This window comes from Shimia sp. R11_0 (assembly GCF_017744035.1).
Taxonomy (GTDB): Bacteria; Pseudomonadota; Alphaproteobacteria; order Rhodobacterales; family Rhodobacteraceae; genus Shimia; species Shimia marina.
Map to the genome: position 1 here is coordinate 1 of NZ_JAGHQY010000001.1, position 18,182 is coordinate 18,182.

An 18,182-nucleotide genomic window follows, 5' to 3' on the forward strand; every position below is an offset into this window, starting at 1 on the left:
TTACTAGCGCAACCCGCTGATATCACCTCAATATTTCCAGAACCTTCCTTCCCAAACCAGCACTCTCAAGCGCCGCTCCGTCCAGTCCGTCCCGCCGTTGTGCGCCTCAGCGCCGCCGGTGAAGGGGGTTCTAAGGTTATCACGCAGAACCCGCAAGCGCTTTTTCAAACAAAAACCACCTTTTTTCAAAAAATCTCAAAAATATAACAATATCAAGGGAATAGACAGCAACCCCACAGCCCAAACACACAAAACACACCAAAAAACAAACCAAATCACCAAGACTCACCAACAAACACACCCGACTCCCAACAAGACTCACCAAAATCAAAACCAAAACCTCAAACTCACAACGCAACACAAAACTACAACGTCGGTATCACAGCAGTATCCCGGCAGTATCACAGCAGCAGAACAATCAACCCAAGCAACCATGCGAACGCACAAAACAAATTCACGCAACAGAAAAGGGGGGCGAATGGGCAGAATCAAAAAAGCCGTCTTTGCTCCTTCACAGAACAAAGACGGCCTCAGCACACAATAGAGACGCTGCCTCTTAGGGCTGCTGGCGTGTAGCGGTGATCACCACGTCGCGGATGTTCACGTTCTGGGGCTGCCCCACCATGAAGAGAGCCGTGCGGGCGATGTCATCGGCAACAAGCACGCCGCCCATGGCGTCTTTCCATTCCTCATAGCCATCAATGATCGCCTGATCCGTGGTATGACCCAGCAGTTCGGTATCGACTGCACCAGGGCAGAGGCTCATCACACGCACGCCAAGATCCGCCACTTCTTCGCGGACGTTTTCGCTGATCGCAGAAACGGCAAACTTGGTGCCCACATAGGCGGCATGGTTTGGGAAAGCTTTCTTGCCAGCCACGGAAGACACGTTGAGGATGGTGCCCGATTTGCGGGCTTTCATATCCCCCAGCACAAGCTGCATGCCATTGAGCAGAGCGACCACATTCAGGTCATACATTTTCTGCCATTCCATCGGATCCTGTGTGTCCACCTGACCAAGCAGCATGACGCCTGCATTGTTGATCAGGCACTCTACCGGACCATAGGTTGCCTCTGCTTCCTTGACCGCGTCACGAAACGCCGTTGCATCGGTCACATCCACTTTCCGGCACAGGGTATTGGGCAGGTTCAGCGCCTCAGTTTTTTCTACGCGACGCGCGAGCAACAACAGAGGGTGCCCTGCTTCGGAAAACCGCTGCGCCATCGCGGCACCGATGCCGGAGCTTGCGCCAGTGATAACAACGAGACCTTTGGTTGCTTCGGTCATGGAGAGATCCTTTCTTTGTGTCAGACCCATATGTCTGACCTTAATACCTGTTCCTGAAGACGCGGCGCAGCAAGATACCTCGCCTTGTCTGTTGCTAAGAAAATAGGCGAGGAGACCTGCGGAGAGAATGATGGTTTCTGTCGAAAACCTGCACATTCCTATCAATGCGACCAGAAAGGGCGACTTTTGAAGCGCCATTCATGATGATTTATGTCATACCCTCTCTGAAACCGCCCTTCACACAGGGGTTTTGAGGACAACAGGAGCAGCGATGAAGTATTTGGAAGAGGTCAAAGAGCGCTATGGCTTCAGCCCGGGCGCGGGCTATGTGCCCACCACATTGCCACAGGTACAATTCTTCTGGTCCACAGAAGCCGTGCCACGCGCACCGCTGATCTATAATGCCGGAATCGTATTCATCCTGCAGGGGCATAAGACAGGCTATCTGGGCGATCACGTCTTTGAATATGACCCTGACCATTTCCTTGTGGTCAGCCTGCCCACCCCGTTTGACTGCGCAACCTTCGCCACCCCCGACGATCCCCTGCTGGGGTTGTTCATCCATATCGACACAGTCGAACTGCGCGATCTTGCCCCTTTGGTCCCCCCTGCCTCCGCTGACCCGGTGGGCGGACCTGCCCTTGGGTTGGCCCCGGTTCCAGCGGATCCAGATATGAAAGCCGCCGTGGACCGGCTGTTGCGCGCGCTCTGCTCTGAGGCCGAAAGCCGGGCTTTGGGCGCGGGCATTGTCAGGGAGGTTTTGTTTCACGCGCTCAATGGCCCCCATGGCGGCGCGCTTCAGGCGCTGGCCAAAGCGGATTCACATTTTGAGCGGGTGTCGCGCAGCATTGTGCACATCCGGGAACACTATCCGCAGAACATCACGGTGGATGCATTGGCCGACACAGCCGGGATGAGCGCGCCGGTGTTCTTTCGCGCCTTCAAGAGCATCACGGGGTCATCGCCACTGCAATATCTTAAAGCCACGCGCCTGAGCCGGGCCAAAGGCTTGCTGCTGGAAGGAAGCGTGGGCGTTGCCGAGGCAGCCCATCGGGTTGGGTATGAAAACGCGGCCCATTTCAGCCGCGAATTCAAAAAGCATTTTCACGTCAGCCCCAAAGAGGCGCAGAGCTCGGGCTATGTGCCCATTGATGTGTGAGGCGCGCCTCTTTGGCAAAGGCACGCATCCTTGAGCTTGTTGCTGTGATCAAAAGTCTGCCCAGGTGTCTTCGGCCAGCGCCGCTGATGCTGCCGCGCCGACGTTGTTCTGAGGCTTGATCTTTGCCGCCTCCTCCCAGCCGTCATCCAGCGCAACTTCGGAGACTGCCTTGGACGCTTTGCTCGGCGCAGTCTTCTGAGCGGCGGATTTGACCGCCGCATTCGGTGATACTTTGGCGGGGGTCACCGGGGCGGAGCGGCGCCCCTGCCCTGCATCGATATTGAAGCCATTCACCAGTTCCACCAGACGCAGGGCATCGGTGTTGAGCATATGGCCCGCGGCCGTGGCCTCTTCGACCATAGCGGCATTCTTCTGGGTGACCTGATCGAGCTGTGTCACACCGGAGTTGATTTCTCCCAAGCCCATGGATTGCTCTGCGGCGCCTGTCGCGATGTCAGACACCATCTGAGAAATCCGCGCGACCCGTTCGATGATATTGTTGAAGGACTCCCCCCCCTTGCCCACCAGTTCCACGCCCTGCTGCACATGTTTGGAAGATTCATCGATCAGCTTTTTGATTTCCATCGCCGCTTCAGAAGAGCTGTGCGCCAGATTGCGCACTTCGGAGGCCACGACCGCAAAGCCGCGTCCGGCGTCCCCTGCGCGCGCCGCCTCAACGCCCGCGTTCAAGGCCAGCAGGTTGGTCTGAAAGGCGATGTCGTCAATCACCGAAACGATTTGGGAAATCTGGCTGGAGCTTTGCTCAATCTCCGTCATCGCAGCCACGGCACTCTGCACCACCGCTTCGCTCTGTTCGGCTTCCTGCTGTGCTTCGGACATGGCTGCTTCAACGTTGCGGGCCCCATCGGCGGCGGCTTTGACAGAAACGGTCATGTCATCCAGTGCGGCGGCGGTCTCTTCCAGCGTGGCGGCCTGACTTTCGGTGCGCTTGGAAAGGTCATCAGAGGCCTGACTGATCTCGGCAGACCCATGGCGGATGGAGCTGGCCGCATCCACAACATCGGTCATGGTGCTGCTGAGTTTGGACATGGAGCTGTTGAAATCCCGACGCAGTTGATCGTAGGGCTCAGGAAAGGCGGTTTCGATCTGGGCCGTCAGATCGCCCTGCGACAGGCTTGAGAGATGGCTCGACAGGGTTTTCACCATGGCCGTTTGCGCCGCCTCATGGTGGCTCTGCTGTTGTTCCATGTCTTTCTGTTTCACGAGCGTATCACGGAACACACCAACGGTGCGCGCCATATTCCCCAGCTCGTTCTGGGTCTCCACAAAGGGGATGTCGCTTTGGGTCTCCCCCTCTGCCAGCTTTTCCATCCGCGCGCCCAAACGGTTGAGCGGACCGGTAACACTGCGGGTCAGGAAGATGGAGGCCGCCCCCATGATCAGCATGATCACCCCCATGATGGCAAAAGCCTTGTTGCGAATGGCGGCCAGTTCCGCTTCGGTATCCCCCGTGTAAGCTCCAGTGCCAATGACCCAGCCCCAAGGCTCATAAAGATTGGCGTAACCGATCTTGGCTTCCGGCACATCAGAGCCGGGTTTGTTGAAATGGAACTCCACCGCGCCATGGCCCTGGTTGAAGGCGATGTCATGCAGCAGCTCATAAACCCGCAGCCCGTTCACATCCTCAAGCGTGCGCTTGTTCACGCCGACAAACTCGGGGCGATAGGGGTGCACCTGCACCACATAGTCTTTGTCAAACACATAGAGATAGCCGGCGTCGCCAAAACGAAACGCCGTAAGCCGCTCACGAGCGAGCTGTTGTGCGGACTCCAGCGTATAGAGGCCGTTCTCCACGCCCTCCTGAAGATCCCCCAGCAGACTGATCCCGATTTCGGTGATGCTCCGAAGCTCGTGATCTCTGCGATCTTCAATGGTGTGGCGCATCTGATTTTGCGAAATCAGCGTCAGCGCTGCCGAACACATCAACGCCAATACAGCGAGCGCAATGATCCGTGTTGAGAGTTTGTGGATGAAGGGGGGCAAATTCTTATTCCTCCGCATATGAGTCGCGATGCCTTCTCATCGCGGTTTACGGCGGAGGGCGTTAACGCTGCCTTAGCGGCAGAAACAAAGCGGCGCGGAAAATGAACCTTTAAAAAACGCCCGATCAGGCCGGGCGGGGACGGCTGGGTTTACGGGCCTGTTTGGCGCCCTTTTGGGGCAGGCGGCGCAGGGCGATGAGGCCAACAATCACGATCAGATAGACGTAGGGCTCATACTGAAAGCTCTTGATCTGCATGAGGTAGTGAATGCCCCCCAATACCACGGCGAGATAGGTCGCCTTGTGCAGTTTGCGCCAACGGGGGCCGAGTTTGCGCACGGACCAATTGTTGGAGGTCAGTGCCAAGGGCAACAGGATCATAAGCGAGACCATGCCCACAATGATGTAGGGGCGTTTGACGATGTCGGCCCAGACTTGGCTGAGGATCTGCACATCCAGCACCATCCAGACCAAAAAGTGCAGCAAAATGTATGCAAACCCAATCACGCCCAACGCGCGGCGCCAGCTGATCAGGTTGATCTTGGCAAACCGGCGCAGCGGGGAGATGGTCAGAACCGCGACCAAGACCTGAAGGCCGGTTTTGCCCAGCGCATGTTCCATTGCCTTCACAGGATCAACCCCCAGACCGCCCGAAAACGCCGCATAGAGCAGCCAGGCCGGATAGGCCGCCCCAATCAAATAGAGCAGCCAGTTTGGGGTTTTGCGAATGTATCTGTTGAGACGATCCATCACGGGCTCAGTAGAACTTGCGCAGGTCCATGCCCTCATAGAGCCCTGCGACCTCTTCTTCGTAGCCGTTGAACATCAGCGTCGGGATGCGTTTGGCAAAGAAACCGCCGCCAATCGGGCGCTCAGAGGCCTGCGACCAGCGCGGGTGATCCACCTGCGGGTTCACATTGGAATAAAAGCCGTATTCGCTTGGGATCGATTTGTTCCAGCTGGTAGGCGGCTCTTTGTCGGTCAGCGTGATGCGGACAATGGATTTGATCGACTTGAACCCGTATTTCCAAGGCACCACCAGACGCAGCGGTGCACCATTCTGTTTGGGCATCGGATCGCCATAGATCCCTGTAGCCATCAATGTCAGCGGATGGTTGGCCTCATCCAGACGCAGACCTTCGACATAGGGCCATTCCAGAAACGGGGCGCGCTGTCCGGGCATTTCCTCGGGGCGATAAAGCGTTTCAAAGGCCACATATTTTGCCGAAGACTGCACCCCGGCGAGATCCAGCAAGTCCTTTAGCTCAAACCCATTCCAGGGCACCACCATGGACCAAGCCTCGACACAACGGAACCGATAGATACGTTCCTCAATCGTCATCTGGGACATGATATCGTCAAAGGCATAATCGCCAGGGTGATCAACCATGCCATCAATGGTCACGGTCCAGGGTTTGGTTGTCAGTTGATGGGCATATTTGGCCGGGTCATCCTTGCGCGTGCCAAACTCATAGAAGTTGTTGTACTGAGTGATCACATCCAGCGGCGTCGGCTCCAGATCAGTGGACGCCTGCACCTTCGGCGCAATGGCCGCCAGTCCAAGACCCGCCATGCCGGCCATGATCTGGCGGCGGTTCAGGAAGGCGGACTTGGGCGTCACATCTTCATGAGTCAGGGTGTTTTTCCAGCGGTATGCCATCAGTCGCTCCTATGCCTTTGCACCGGTGATACCGCAGCATAGGTGACTCACGCCACCCACGCGGGGTCACGATGGTGTAAGCGGACTGAAATGTTTGCCCGCCCTGCACCGCCCGGACGGCGCAGGATTCTAGGATTTTGCCACCGCCTCTGGGCGCGGGAACACCTCATTCATAGGCACAGACCGCCCGTTGGCCTGCACCAGTCGCACATGGCGGCGGCGCAACTTGCGCGGCTCAGACACGCCGACCGAATGGGAGATGACCTCCACCTCCTTGACCAGCGCCTGTGCATAGCGCGCCACGCGTGGGGCCTTGCGATCCACTACCAACCCTTTCTGAAAGCGCGGATCATGGGTGGTGATGCCGGTTGGGCAGGTATTCTTGTTGCATTTGAGTGCCTGAATACAGCCCAGCGCAAACATAAACCCCCGTGCCGAGGTCACAAAATCCGCCCCTGCCGCCAAGGCCCAGGCCACATCTCCCGGGTTCACCAGCTTGCCTGAGGCAATCAGGCGGATGCGGTCCTGCAGGCCAAATTCGTCGCGTAGATCCGCCACCAAAGGCAGCGCTTCGCGCACCGGCATGCCGACCAGATCCATCAGCGGCATTGGCGCAGCCCCTGTGCCACCTTCGCCACCATCAATTGTGATGAAATCCGGGGCCATATCCGCGCCGCGCCGAGCGATGGTTTCAAACAGCTCTCGCATCACCGCCTCGGTACCAACCACGGTTTTGATGCCCACGGGTTTGCCGGTGACTTCGCGAATGTGGCCGAGAAACTCCAGCATGTGATCAAAGTTATCAATCTCACGGTGGCGGTTGGGGGAGATGCCGTCCTGCCCCACTTTCAGGCCTCGGATCTTGGCGATCTCCTCGGTGACCTTCTCGCCGGGCAGGATGCCGCCTTTGCCCGGCTTGGCTCCCTGCGCCATCTTCACCTCAAACATGCGGATTTTGTCATGGCTGGCCAGTTCACGCAGCTTGCCATCATCCAGCCCGCCGTGCTCATCCCGCACCCCAAATTTCGCCGTGCCGATCTGATACACAAGATCACAGCCGCCTTCATAGTGAAACGGCGAGACGCCGCCTTCGCCGGTGTTGAGCCAGACGCCCGCTTTGGCCGCGCCATGGCTGAGCGCCTGAATGGCAGGTTTGGACAGCGCGCCGTAGCTCATGCCGGAGATATTGAAAAAGGAAGGGGCCATATACGGCGTGCGCGCCGTGGGGCCAATCATCAGCGATTCCGAGCAGGCATATTCATCATCCAGCGGCGGAAAAGGGTCATTCACAAAAATTGGCGTGCCCGGCACGTTGAGATTGCGGGTCGAACCAAAGGCCACCGTGTTGGACTGACCTTCGCCTGCGCGCCCCACCCATTCGCGTTGGGCCCGGTTAAACGGCAGTTCCTCACGATCCATGGCAAAGAAATACTGCCGGAAGAACTCACCCAATTCAGAGAAGATATGACGAAAGCGCCCGATGACCGGATAGTTGCGGCGGATGGCGTCCCCGGTCTGGTTGCGGTCGATGATGAACAGCACGATCGCAACGGCGATGAGCAGGGCAAAAATGACCACAAAGGTCAGGCCGAGAAATTCCACCACATCAAAGGCGGTTTCCATTGTGGTTTCCATCGGCGGGCTCCTTCGTGATTTGGATCGGCTGGCGCGTTGCGGCTAAAGTGATCCCCAAAACGCGCGAGCGCAAGTCACGTCACCGCACGCAGGTGTGTGGGACATTTCAAAATCGCGGGAAGCGCACGCATGTCCTCAAAAAGCTGATCACAGATTGGGGCCAACCGCGCAGCAGACATCTCTGCGGTATAGCCCAGCGTGTACATGCCTGCCGCTTTGCCGGCTGTTGCACCATTTGGGCTGTCTTCAATCACCACACAACGCACCGGTGCCACCCCGGCGATGCGCGCGGCGTGCAAATAGATATCCGGCGCCGGTTTGGGCGTGGGGACATCCTCACGAGAATAGATCCGCCCCTCAAAGCGCGATTTGAGACCGCAGCCTGTGAGCGTGATTTCCATTTTGGCATGTGGACCGTTGGAGCAAACGGCATAGGGAATGGCGGCCTGATCCAACTGATCCAGGACATCGACAATGCCGGGGATCGGGGCCACCCCTTTGGCAAGCGTGTCAAACACCTCTTTATAAATGTGCTCAACCCAGTGGTCTTCGAGCTGTGCACCTCTAGCAAGAGCGGTCTCATAGACGCCCTGCATGGTGCCCCCGACAAAAAACGTGATGATCTCTTCCTCGGGAACGGACAGCCCCCGCGCGTTGAGATTGCGTTGAATCACCTGATTGGTCAGCCGCTCACTATCGACCAGCACGCCATCACAATCAAAAAGGACAAGCTCGGGAGGGAAGGTCATTGTCACAAACGCTCTTGGAAACATGCAGGTATCTCCAAAGCTTTATAGTGCAGCAATGTCAGCCATGTAACACCCGATAATGGTCGCCCCCAGACCCCCAGCGCCTATGCCGTGCCAGAAAGCAATTTGGCGGTTTCAACGGCGTAGCGATCTGTCATGCCTGAGACAAAATCCGTCATGGCGTGCAGGGCGGTGTAGTTGCTGTTGACCTCACGCAGGTCGAGGCCGACGGCGCGCACCAGTTGCTTTTCATAGGCCGGCAAATCGGCTTCGCGCCAGCCTGCCTCTTTCAAGGCGGTGTAGGCCGGGAGAATGCCATCCAGCACAGAGAAAATCAGATTGCGGCCGCGTACCTCGAGTTTGGTTTTGCGGGGCGCAGTAAACAGCTGTTCGCTCGCCAATGTGCGGATTGCGCGAAATTGTGGGCCAAGGGCTGAGTCATCCATCAACTCGCCGGAATAGCGACCAGCCATGATGTCGGTGTAATTTGTTTTGAACGCCTCGACACAGGCGCCGATGGCGCTGCCAATTGCCATGGCACGCAGATGGCTGATCTGCTCGTACTCGGTGAAACCGGATTGATCGTTCGGCTTATTCTCGATGAGATCGAGCAACAGCCCCTTCACCTTGGCAAAACTGAGATCCCCGGCGGTGAACCCGTCTTCGAGATCGACAATATTGTAGCAAATGTCATCTGCGGCCTCGACGAGGAAGACCAGCGGATGCCGCCGCCACCAGCTTCTGCCGTCCGGGTCTTTCTCTTCAATCAGGCCCAGCGCGTTGGCGGTGGTGGCAAAGATGTTCCGTTCATCTTCGAAAAAGCCAAACTTCTTGGCCCCCGCATAGATGTGCTTTTTGACGTCGGCGGGTGCGATGCCTGTCGCCGCTTTGGCGTCTTTGATCGCCTTGGAACTGCTTGCCGACATGGGGTATTTTGTGAACGCGCCAATCACGGCATGGGTGAGATCCATTCCGCGTTTGCCGCGATACATTTCGAGACGGGTGAGGATGCGGTAGCCTTGGGCGTTGCCCTCAAACTTGATGAACTCTTCCCAGAGCGCCTCATCCACGCCCTTGAACAGGCCTTCGGACCTTTCAAACTGCTGCTTGAACCACGCGCCAATGGTGGCTTCGCCGGAATGGCCAAAGGGCGGGTTGCCGATGTCATGGGCCAGACAGGCGGCGTGAATGACGCCCGCAATCTTATGGGCTTCGCCGGGTTTGATCTCGCGCTCTTCTTCCAGCCAGTGCCCCACCTGCATGCCCAGATTGCGGCCCACGCTGGCCACCTCGGAAGAATGGATCATGCGGTGGCGCAGGTGGTCATTGGCATAAAGCGGATGGACCTGCGTTTTGTTGGCAAGCCGCCGGAAGGGCGCGGAGAAGGTGATGCGATCTGCGTCCTGCGTGTAGTTCGGGCGGCCCGGATCTTCGGCCCGCCCCGGTTTGCCCGGACGTTCCGTATTCAGCAGCGTCTGCCAATCCATTGTCTGTGCCATGCCTGCCCCTGTGGTTCTTGTTGTTCTTATGAAAAAGGCCCGCCGAAACAGCGGACCTTCTTATTAGATATGTCCTGGATCAATGCACAACCGCATCGTCGGGTTTGGGCTGCCCTGAGGTGCCAAGGCGGTCGCCGATGATCAGCCCCTCCGCCCCGGCGCTGACCGGGATGGTGTCGCCGTCTTTCACGTCGCCCGCCAGAAGCGCCTCGGCCAGCGGGTTTTGCAGGGCGCGCTGGATCACGCGTTTGAGCGGACGTGCCCCAAAGACCGGATCGTAGCCTTCATCAGCGAGCCATTTCTGCGCGCCTTCGTCAAGCTCGATGCCAATTTTACGCCCTGCGAGACGTTTCTTCAGGCGGGCGAGCTGGATCTCGACGATGCCATCCATATCGGCGCGCGCGAGGCGGTCAAAGATGATGGTCTCATCCAGACGGTTGAGGAATTCGGGGCGGAAGTGGGCCCGCACCGCATCCATCACATCGCGCCGCGCGTCAGACGCATCCGCGCCTTCGGGCAACTGGCTAAGCGCCTGAGCGCCAAGGTTGGAGGTGAGGATGATCAGCGTTTGTTTGAAATCTACCGTGCGGCCCTGACCGTCGGTCAGCACCCCATCATCGAGCACCTGAAGGAGCACGTTGAAGACATCCGGGTGGGCTTTCTCGACCTCATCAAACAGCACCACCTGATAAGGGCGGCGGCGCACGGCCTCTGTCAGCACGCCACCTTCGTCATAGCCGACATAGCCGGGAGGCGCGCCGATCAGGCGGGCGACCGCGTGTTTCTCCATGAATTCGGACATGTCGATGCGCACCATGGCGCTGTCATCATCAAAGAGGAAGTCGGCCACGGCCTTGGTGAGCTCGGTTTTCCCCACGCCTGTCGGGCCGAGGAAGAGGAAGCTGCCAAGGGGGCGGTTTTCATCATTGAGGCCCGCACGCGCACGGCGCACCGCATTGGACAGCGCTGTGACCGCGGAATGCTGACCAATCACGCGGCGGTGCAGGTCATCCTCCATACGCAGGAGTTTTTCACGCTCCCCTTCCAGCATCTTGGAGGTTGGAATACCGGTCCAGCGTTCGACCACCTGAGCAATCTGTTCAGGACGTACGGCCTCTTCCACCGTCATTTCACCTTCGGCGCTTTCTGCCGCCTCCAGCTGTTTCTCCAGATCCGGGATCACACCATACGACAGCTCACCTGCGCGGGCGAGATTGCCTGCACGTTTGGCGATATCGAGATCGGCACGCGCCTTTTCCAGCGCTTCTTTGATATGCTGCGCGGAGGCGAGCTTATCGCGCCCGGCCTGCCATTTGGCGGTCAGTTCGGCGGATTTCTCCTGAAGATCGGCAAGGTCTTTCTGCAGGGTTTCCAGACGGTCCACAGAGGCTGCATCATCCTCAAGCTGGAGCGCCTGTTCCTCGATCTGCAATTGCAGGATCTGACGGTCAAGCGCGTCGAGCTCCTCGGGTTTGCTGTCCACTTCCATACGCAGGCGAGAGGCGGCCTCGTCCACAAGGTCGATGGCCTTGTCCGGCAGGAAGCGATCGGTGATGTAGCGGTGGCTGAGAGTGGAGGCCGCCACCAGCGCCGCATCCGAGATGCGTACGCCGTGGTGCAGCTCATACTTCTCCTTGATGCCGCGCAGGATGGAAATCGTATCTTCCACGGTGGGCTCTTCGACCACAACCGGTTGGAAACGCCGCGCAAGCGCCGCGTCTTTCTCCACATATTTGCGGTATTCATCCAGCGTGGTCGCGCCGATACAGTGCAGCTCACCACGCGCCAGCGCAGGTTTGATCAGATTGGCCGCATCCATCGCGCCGTCCGATTTGCCCGCGCCCACAAGAGTGTGCATCTCATCAATGAAGAGGATGATTTCGCCTGCGGCCTCGGTCACTTCGGTCAGAACCGCCTTAAGCCGTTCCTCAAATTCACCCCGGTATTTTGCGCCCGCAATCAGCGCGCCCATGTCCAGCGCCAGCAGCTTTTTGTTGCGCAGGGACTCCGGCACATCGCCATTCACGATGCGCAGGGCCATGCCCTCGGCAATCGCGGTTTTCCCCACGCCGGGCTCCCCGATCAGCACCGGATTGTTTTTGGTACGGCGGCTCAGCACCTGCATGGCACGGCGTATTTCATCGTCGCGCCCAATGATCGGATCGATTTTGCCTTCGCTGGCGCGCTCAGTCAGATCCTGGGCGTATTTCTTGAGCGCCTCATAGCCATCTTCGGCAGACGCGCTGTCTGCGGTGCGGCCTTTGCGAATGTCGTTGATGGCCGCGTTGAGCGCTTTGGCGGTGACATTACCGGCCTCAAGCGCATCGCAGGCTTTGGATTTCACCATCACAAGCGCCATCAGAATACGCTCTACCGGGACAAAGCTATCACCGGCTTTCTTGGCGAGGCTTTCGGCCTCAGAAAGCACTTTGGCGGAGGTGTTATCCAGATAAGGCTGGCCAGTGTCACCGGACACCTGTGGTTGTTTGTCCACCGCGGCATCCACCGTGGCGCGCACCTGAGCGGCATCACCGCCAGCGCGGTTGATCAGATTGGCGGCGAGCCCCTGATCATCGTCCATCAATGCTTTCAGAATATGTTCGGGCACCAGACGCTGGTGATTTTCCCGCATGGCAATCGTTTGAGCGGCTTGAATAAAACCGCGCGACCGCTCCGTGAACTTGCTCAAGTCCATGGTCATTCTCCTTCTCATAAGCGCCCGTTTCTGGTCATGGCGCCCGCTTTGCGGCACGCCCCGGTTCGGGCCTCAGCATAGATGTGGGACCCATATCCAATCAGATCAAGACTGTCAGAACGTAAATTCATCAGGTTTTTAGAGGTTTGACCCATGCTCCAATACCAAGGGGGCAAATGGCCCTAAAAATCCCCCTAGTCTTGGACAAATTTTGCCCCATTTCAGCGGCATGTTCATTGCACCACTCAGAACGACCAAGAAAGGGCACAGCATGCATGTGACCGACATCCAGATCTCTAACCCCACCTACCGCCAGACCCTTGGAGAATTCTCCGCGATGGTCAGCCTCAGCTGTGATGCCCGTGATGTGAGACTGCTGTGCAATGTGCCCGCTGAGGAAGAACAGTCTAAAGGCGCGCGCCGTCTGGCCTTTATCCGAGATGCCCTGCGCCAATTGCGGCGGATGCCCGAGATCCGCACGGGGCGCGAAGAGGTATCTTTTGCGCCTGGTATTTTGCCCAACGAGGGCTGACACGACCCCATATGTACTCTCAAACAGCCCCCATGCGGGGCCGTTTTGCGTTAAAATCCCTGCAAAACCTCTGTGCCAAGGCTTGCCCGACACAGGGGAAGGCGGTAGGAAGCGCCCGTTTGCTTTTTGCCACCCTGAAACCGCTGGAGACCCCCATGAGTTCAGACGACCGCCTGATCGTAGCCCTTGATGTGCCCAATGCCCTGGAGGGTTTGAAGCTTGCCGAGACCCTTGGTGACACCGTGTCTTTCTACAAGATCGGACTGGGAATGCTCACCGGTGGCGGGCTGGCATTGGCCAATGAGCTGAAAGATGAGCATGGCAAGCGGATCTTTCTGGATATGAAGCTGTTTGACATTGGTGCCACGGTTGAGGCCGCCGTGCGGGGGCTGGCGCAGTTTGATCTGGATTTCCTGACTGTGCATGGCGACCCGCATGTGGTGGCCGCCGCCAAACAGGGCGCTGCCGGAAGCAATCTGAAAATTCTGGGCGTCACCATCCTGACCTCTCTGGACCGCAGCGATCTGGACAATTGCATGATCAAAGAGGGCGCAATCCGGGATCTGGTGCAGGAACGTGCGGGGCGGGCCTTTGACGCCGGGGCCGATGGCGTGATTGCCTCCCCTCAGGAAGCCGCTTTGATCCGGGCCCTGCCAGAGGCCGAAGGGCGTCTGATCGTGACGCCGGGTGTGCGCCCGGCGGGGGCCGCGCTTGGCGATCAGAAACGTGTGGCCACGCCGGCCAATGCGGTTGCCGATGGGGCAGATCACATTGTGGTGGGCCGCCCGGTCTGGACCGCGGAAGATCCGCGTGCCGCCGCCGAGGCGATTGTCAGCGAGCTGGCCTCTGCACAGGCGCGTCAGCCCAACCGTTGATCCACAACATCACAGGCTGTCTGCGTCAGGCGCAGGCGGCCAGTGGCACCTGATAGCGGCTGGGCTCAAACCGGTCGGTGGCGGCAATGAAATCCGCAAGCCGCGCCTGAAAATGCGGAATGCCTCTGGGATGGGTCAGGTAGACCTGAGGGGACATCAGCGTCCAGCGCTGCCCCTCATCGCCCAGCACAATACGCTGTGCCGCGGAGGCCGGAAGCTGGGCGGCAAAAAACCACGTGAAGTGATCGTGCCGCTGATAGCGGCGGGCCCAGACCACATCACCCTCTGACAGGTTGAGGCCAATTTCCTCGCGGGTTTCGCGCAGCGCACAACAGAGACCGGATTCATTGCCCTCACGCCCGCCGCCGGGGAAATCCCAATAGGCTGGCCAAGGGATATCAGGCTTGTCATCGCGCAGCACCGTGACCAGTTTATCCCCCACAAACAGGATCAGCTTGGCGCCGCGATAAGCCCTGTCAGGTAGTGTGTGAAATGCTATAGTCATGGCCTGTTCCGTGTGAAGCCTGTTCCGTGCGAAGGTGCCCAATGCCAGCAGTATGCCGCGATTGTCTTAACGAATTGGAAACCACAAAAAGATGTCCAAACTGTGGTAGCTTTCGAGTGACAGCCCATCCGGAGCTGTTTTCTCTGTCTATAGCGCATATGGATTGCGACGCGTTTTATGCAAGTGTGGAGAAGCGCGATAACCCGGATTTGATTGACAAGCCCGTGATCATCGGCGGCGGCAAACGCGGCGTGGTCTCCACCGCCTGTTACGTGGCGCGCATTCGTGGCGTGCGCAGCGCCATGCCGATGTTTCAGGCGCTCAAGCTCTGCCCGGATGCTGTGGTGATCAAACCGCGCATGGATGTCTATGTGGAGGTCAGCCGGGCCATTCGCAAAATGATGGATGAACTGACCCCGGTGATAGAACCCCTGTCGCTGGACGAAGCCTTTCTGGATATGAGCGGCACGGCCAAACTACATGGTGCCCCGCCAGCGGTGATGCTGGCCCGGCTGACCAAACGCATGAAAGACGAGTTGGGCGTGACCGGCTCGATCGGGCTGTCCCACAACAAATTTCTTTCCAAAGTGGCGAGCGATCTGGACAAGCCGCGCGGCTTTTCGGTGATTGGCGAGGCAGAGACCAGCGCCTTTTTGGCGGACAAACCCGTTGGCCTGATCTGGGGCATTGGTCCGGTGGCGCGCGACAGCCTGGAACGGGCGGGCATTCGCACCTTCACCGACCTGCTGCGGTGGGATCAGCAGGATTTGATCGCCCGGTTTGGCAATACGGGTTATCGTTTGTGGCATCTGGCGCGCGGACAGGACAAGCGCAAGATCTCGGCCCATACACCGATGAAAAGCATCAGCAACGAGACCACATTCTATGAAGACACCGCCAGTCTCGATATTCTGGACGGGCATCTGTGGCGGCTGTCAGAAAAGGTCAGCGACCGCGCCAAAGCCAAGGATCTTGCCGGGCGCGTCGTCACGCTCAAACTCAAACGTGCCAATTTCAGCAGCATCAGCCGACGTGTCAGCCTGCGCGATGCCACGCAAATGGCGGATACCCTCTATCGCACAGCGCGCGGCCTGTTTGATCAGGTTGGCAATGAGGGGCCCTATCGGTTGATTGGTGTGGGTTTGGCGGATCTGGTGCCAGCCACACAGGCAGACCTTTCTGGGGATTTGCTGGATCCTCAGGCCAGCCAGCGCGCCAAAGCAGAGCGCGCCACGGATGCAATCCGGGCGCGCTTTGGGGCGGATGCGATTGTCAAAGGCCGCGCGATGCGTTGAGGGATGTCAACGCGGCCAGCGGCGCACCCACCACGGGGGGGAGTGCTTCAGTCGTACTTACGCTGATCTTCGATCACGATGCCGTCTTTGGGCAGGGTGCCCGGCGCGACGATCTCAATCTGTCCCTTAAGTTTGAGCGCATCTGCCACCGATGCGCCATAGGCCTGCGCATCGCCACCGGTGCTTTCAATCTGCACCGTCATTACATCCATCTCACCGGAGCGGGTCGCAATCACGCGGGCCTTGGACACTTCTTCATGTTTTGCCACAAGCGCAGCCACCTGCTCTGGACGGACAAACATGCCTTTGATCTTGGCGGTTTGGTCTGCGCGACCCATCCAACCTTTGATGCGCATGTTTGTCCGTCCACAGGGGCTTTGCCCAGGGAGGATGGCGGAGAGGTCGCCAGTGGCAAAGCGCACAAGCGGGTAATCCGGGTTGAGAGTGGTCACGAGCACTTCACCCACTTCGCCAGGGGCCACGGGTGTGCCTGTACCGGGCGTGACGATTTCCACAATCACGCCTTCATCAATGATCATGCCTTCCATAGCCTCTGATTCATAGGCGATGGATCCCAGATCCGCGGTGCCATAGCCCTGCAGACAGGTGATGCCCCGATCCGCATATTCCTGACGCAGCGAGGGGAACAATGCGCCACCGCCCACTGTGGCTTTGGTGATTGCGAGCTTTTCGCCCATCTCCTCGGCCTTGTCCAAAATGATCTTGAGATAGTCTGGCGTGCCTGCATAGGCGGTGGTGCCGATATCGGCCGCCGCGCGCACCTGCATTTCAGTCTGCCCCACACCGGCGGGCAAAACCTTAGCGCCCACCGCACGCGCCCCACTCTCAAACATCATGCCTGCCGGGGTGAGATGGTAAGAAAAACAGTTCTGAACAATATCATCCGCGCCAATCCCCACCGCATGCAGCACACGGCCAAAGCGGAACCAATCCGAGGTCTGGCCACCGGGTTCATAGATTGGGCCGGGCGATTGGAAAACATGCACGATATTGGGATTGCTGAGATCAGCAAACCCGCCCAACGGACCGTTGGCTTTCTGCGCGGCGCCCAATTCGGATTTGCGCAGAACCGGCAGCCCGGCCAGGGCCTCTACAGAGGTGATCGTCGCAGAATCGACGGATGACAAACTGGACGAAAACCCCGGTAAGGCTTTGGCCCGCGCGATCTGTGCGGGCAAAGCAGCAGCCACATCGGCGGCGCGCTGATCGGCGCTGCGGGTTTCCAGGTCGTCAAAAAAGCGGCTCATGGTGCCATCCTTTGTTTGTACTCGCGCCACTGCGGTGATGTGGCAAAGATACGCCAGGCCGCTGCCTCTGAGTCAGCGCGGAACGGCGGTCGTGAGAGTGCCCCAGCGGGGGGAGGGAAACGTGAAACCGAGCCTGTCGCCGTTTCACGCAAGTCAGGTGTCAGCTCAGCCAACGTTTGCGACGACGGTAAGACCGCACATCGCGGAAGGATTTGCGACCATCGTCAGACATGCCCAGGTAGAATTCCTTCACATCTGGATTTTCGCGCAGCTCTGCTGCAGGGCCATCCATAACCACACGTCCGCTTTCCAGAATGTAGCCATAATGGGCAAAGCGCAGAGCAACGTTGGTATTCTGTTCAGCGAGCAGGAAAGTGTTGCCTTCCTTTTCGTTAAGCTCCTTCACGATGTTGAAGATTTCCTCCACCAACTGAGGTGCAAGCCCCATGGAAGGTTCATCCAGCAAGATGCACTCCGGACGGCTCATCAGCGCACGGCCAATGGCCACCATCTGTTGCTCGCCGCCAGAGGTATAACCAGCCTGCGATTTGCGGCGTGTCTTCAGACGTGGGAAATAGTTGTACACCATTTCGAGATCTGCGGCGACATCGCCGCCGCTGCGGGTATAGGCCCCGGTCAGCAGGTTCTCTTCTACGGTCAGATGTTCAAAACAGTGCCGACCTTCCATCACCTGGATGACGCCTTTTTTCACCAATGCGGCAGGATCCAGATCAGCTACCGGTTCACCCCGGTAATTGATGGAGCCTTTGGTCACCTCGCCGCGTTCAGAATGCAGCAGGTTGGAGATGGCTTTGAGCGTGGTGGTCTTGCCTGCGCCATTGCCGCCCAGCAACGCGGTGATGCCGCCCTTGGGCACAGACAGGCTCACGCCTTTGAGAACGAGGATCACGTGATTGTAGATCACCTCGATATTGTTGACCTCCAGCAGGGTCTCTTCGGTGCGACCAGCGTCAAGCATATGCGTTGTCTTTCTCTCGCTTTCAGGGTGCTCCGGCCGAA

Annotated in this window: 16 protein-coding genes; 5 read left to right on the plus strand and 11 right to left on the minus strand. The window is 58.4% G+C overall.

Annotated features, from left to right (window positions below; genetic code table 11):
- The coding region (locus tag J7382_RS00005) for a hypothetical protein (protein ID WP_209066318.1) at window positions 1-207 on the plus strand (207 nt) is incomplete at its 5' end.
- 349 nt (window positions 208-556) lie between these two features.
- Here J7382_RS00005 and J7382_RS00010 read toward each other — a convergent pair.
- On the minus strand, window positions 557-1,288 hold the full coding sequence (locus tag J7382_RS00010; protein WP_209066319.1) for an SDR family oxidoreductase: 732 nt from the start codon (window positions 1,286-1,288) through the stop codon (window positions 557-559).
- A gap of 271 nt (window positions 1,289-1,559) precedes the next feature.
- Here J7382_RS00010 and J7382_RS00015 point away from each other — a divergent pair, with 271 nt between their 5' ends.
- The gene (locus J7382_RS00015; RefSeq protein ID WP_209066320.1) at window positions 1,560-2,447 is read left to right on the plus strand and encodes an AraC family transcriptional regulator; all 888 of its coding nucleotides are present in this window, start codon (window positions 1,560-1,562) and stop codon (window positions 2,445-2,447) included.
- A 48-nt stretch (window positions 2,448-2,495) separates the two neighbouring features.
- Here the strand turns inward: J7382_RS00015 and J7382_RS00020 are convergent, their stop codons facing one another.
- The 7 genes from J7382_RS00020 to clpB all read right to left on the minus strand — a co-directional run bounded on the left by J7382_RS00020 (window position 2,496) and on the right by clpB (window position 12,687).
- Complete coding sequence (locus tag J7382_RS00020; RefSeq protein ID WP_348539982.1) at window positions 2,496-4,451, minus strand: methyl-accepting chemotaxis protein; 1,956 nt, start codon at window positions 4,449-4,451, stop codon at window positions 2,496-2,498.
- 124 nt (window positions 4,452-4,575) lie between these two features.
- The gene (gene msrQ, locus J7382_RS00025) at window positions 4,576-5,199 is read right to left on the minus strand and encodes a protein-methionine-sulfoxide reductase heme-binding subunit MsrQ (protein ID WP_209066322.1); all 624 of its coding nucleotides are present in this window, start codon (window positions 5,197-5,199) and stop codon (window positions 4,576-4,578) included.
- A 7-nt stretch (window positions 5,200-5,206) separates the two neighbouring features.
- Window positions 5,207-6,109: a protein-methionine-sulfoxide reductase catalytic subunit MsrP gene (msrP, locus tag J7382_RS00030; protein WP_209066323.1), complete on the minus strand. Its 903-nt coding sequence runs from the start codon at window positions 6,107-6,109 to the stop codon at window positions 5,207-5,209.
- Between the two features lie 129 nt (window positions 6,110-6,238).
- Entirely contained in the window at window positions 6,239-7,732 is a 1,494-nt protein-coding gene (locus J7382_RS00035; RefSeq protein ID WP_209067510.1) for an FMN-binding glutamate synthase family protein, read from the minus strand.
- Between the two features lie 86 nt (window positions 7,733-7,818).
- On the minus strand, window positions 7,819-8,493 hold the full coding sequence (locus J7382_RS00040) for an HAD family phosphatase (RefSeq protein WP_209066324.1): 675 nt from the start codon (window positions 8,491-8,493) through the stop codon (window positions 7,819-7,821).
- Window positions 8,494-8,597: 104 nt separating this feature from the next.
- Complete coding sequence (dgt, locus tag J7382_RS00045) at window positions 8,598-9,992, minus strand: dGTP triphosphohydrolase (RefSeq protein ID WP_247744765.1); 1,395 nt, start codon at window positions 9,990-9,992, stop codon at window positions 8,598-8,600.
- A 79-nt stretch (window positions 9,993-10,071) separates the two neighbouring features.
- Entirely contained in the window at window positions 10,072-12,687 is a 2,616-nt protein-coding gene (gene clpB / locus J7382_RS00050; RefSeq protein WP_209067517.1) for an ATP-dependent chaperone ClpB, read from the minus strand.
- Window positions 12,688-12,898: 211 nt separating this feature from the next.
- On the opposite strand from clpB, the gene J7382_RS00055 reads away from it, so the two are divergent.
- The gene (locus J7382_RS00055) at window positions 12,899-13,219 is read left to right on the plus strand and encodes a hypothetical protein (protein WP_144432552.1); all 321 of its coding nucleotides are present in this window, start codon (window positions 12,899-12,901) and stop codon (window positions 13,217-13,219) included.
- 155 nt (window positions 13,220-13,374) lie between these two features.
- Window positions 13,375-14,094 (plus strand): orotidine-5'-phosphate decarboxylase, encoded by a 720-nt coding sequence (pyrF, locus tag J7382_RS00060; RefSeq protein ID WP_209066325.1) that lies wholly within the window; start codon window positions 13,375-13,377, stop codon window positions 14,092-14,094.
- A gap of 25 nt (window positions 14,095-14,119) precedes the next feature.
- Here the strand turns inward: pyrF and J7382_RS00065 are convergent, their stop codons facing one another.
- Window positions 14,120-14,599 carry an NUDIX hydrolase gene (locus tag J7382_RS00065; RefSeq protein WP_058239874.1) on the minus strand — a complete coding sequence of 160 codons (480 nt, stop codon included), beginning with the start codon at window positions 14,597-14,599 and terminating at the stop codon, window positions 14,120-14,122.
- Window positions 14,600-14,640: 41 nt separating this feature from the next.
- Between J7382_RS00065 and J7382_RS00070 the strand changes: the two genes are divergently transcribed.
- Window positions 14,641-15,894 carry a DNA polymerase IV gene (locus J7382_RS00070; protein ID WP_209066326.1) on the plus strand — a complete coding sequence of 418 codons (1,254 nt, stop codon included), beginning with the start codon at window positions 14,641-14,643 and terminating at the stop codon, window positions 15,892-15,894.
- Between the two features lie 47 nt (window positions 15,895-15,941).
- On the opposite strand, the gene J7382_RS00075 is transcribed toward J7382_RS00070, so the two are convergent.
- Together J7382_RS00075 and J7382_RS00080 are read right to left on the minus strand one after the other, a co-directional pair.
- Window positions 15,942-17,162 (minus strand): AMP-binding protein, encoded by a 1,221-nt coding sequence (locus tag J7382_RS00075; protein ID WP_209066327.1) that lies wholly within the window; start codon window positions 17,160-17,162, stop codon window positions 15,942-15,944.
- Between the two features lie 160 nt (window positions 17,163-17,322).
- The gene (locus tag J7382_RS00080; RefSeq protein ID WP_209066328.1) at window positions 17,323-18,141 is read right to left on the minus strand and encodes an ABC transporter ATP-binding protein; all 819 of its coding nucleotides are present in this window, start codon (window positions 18,139-18,141) and stop codon (window positions 17,323-17,325) included.
- Between the last annotated feature and the right edge of the window lie 41 nt (window positions 18,142-18,182).